The 1,202-nt window shown below is 31.4% G+C and carries 1 protein-coding gene; it reads right to left on the bottom strand.

Features of this window, described 5'->3' with window-relative positions:
* Positions 1-84 precede the first annotated feature (84 nt).
* Entirely contained in the window at positions 85-1,179 is a 1,095-nt protein-coding gene (gene ychF, locus HMPREF9131_RS00965; RefSeq protein ID WP_009344870.1) for a redox-regulated ATPase YchF, read from the bottom strand.
* Positions 1,180-1,202: the final 23 nt, after the last annotated feature.

The raw sequence follows: 1,202 nt of genomic DNA, 5'->3' as shown, positions 1-1,202 counted from the left end.
TTAGGCATTTTTTATCCGTAGTTAACAAAGTTTCATCTAAATCCATAGAAACTAATTTGAACATCTTTTTTCTCCTTTATTTAATTAAACATTAAACTTAAATACGCAAACATCCCCATCTTGCATAATATAATCTTTACCTTCACTTCTTATAAGACCTTTTTCCCTTGCAGCAGCCATAGAACCTTGACTTACTAAGTCTTCATAAGAAATAATATCAGCCTTTATAAAGCCTCTTTCCATATCTGTATGAATTTTACCAGCTGCTCCTGGTGCTTTAGTTCCTTTTTTAATTGTCCAAGCACGAGATTCCATTTCTCCTGTAGTCAAAAATGAAATAAGTCCCAAAAGTTTATAAGATGACTTTATTAACTTATCAAGTCCTGATTCATCAAGACCTAAGTCTTTCAAAAATAACTGTTTTTCATCTTCAGATAGTTCAGAAATTTCTGATTCTATTTCACAAGATATAACAACAGTTTCATCATTTGATTTGTCAGCCATTTCTTTTACTTTTTTAACCATTTCATTATCTTGACCATTATTATGGGCATCTTCTTCTGAAACATTAGCAACATAAATTACAGGTTTTAATGTCAGAAGAGCAAAATTTTTAATAATTTTTTCTTCTTCATCGGTTAATTCTAAAGATCTCGCAGGCTTACCTTCTTCAAGAACTTTTTTAACTTTTAATAGAAGTTCAAGTTCAGGTTTTAAACTCTTATCAGCCTTAGCTTGTTTTTCCAGTCTTGCTAACCTTTTATCAATTTGTTCCAAGTCTGAAAAAACTAATTCCAAATTTATATTTTCAATATCACGAACAGGGTCTACTTTCCCATCAACATGGATGACATTTTCATTTTCAAAACATCTGACAACATGAACAATTGCATCAACTTCTCTTATATTTGACAAAAATTGGTTGCCAAGACCTTCTCCCTTGCTAGCACCCTTAACAAGTCCAGCTATATCATAAAATTCTATATTTGTATAAACTATTCTTCCTGATTTTGAAATATCTGATAAAACTTTTAATCTTTCATCAGGAACATTTACAACTCCAATATTAGGCTCAATAGTTGCAAAAGGATAATTTGCAGCCTCAGCCCCAGCCTGTGTTAAGGCATTAAATAAAGTTGACTTTCCTACATTGGGAAGTCCAACTATACCAAGTTTCATATAATCACTCCTTGACCAAAATA

Source organism: Peptoniphilus sp. oral taxon 836 str. F0141 (genome assembly GCF_000179335.1).
Taxonomy (GTDB): Bacteria; Bacillota; Clostridia; order Tissierellales; family Peptoniphilaceae; genus Peptoniphilus_A; species Peptoniphilus_A lacrimalis.
This window is presented reverse-complemented; position numbering and strand designations above follow the sequence as displayed.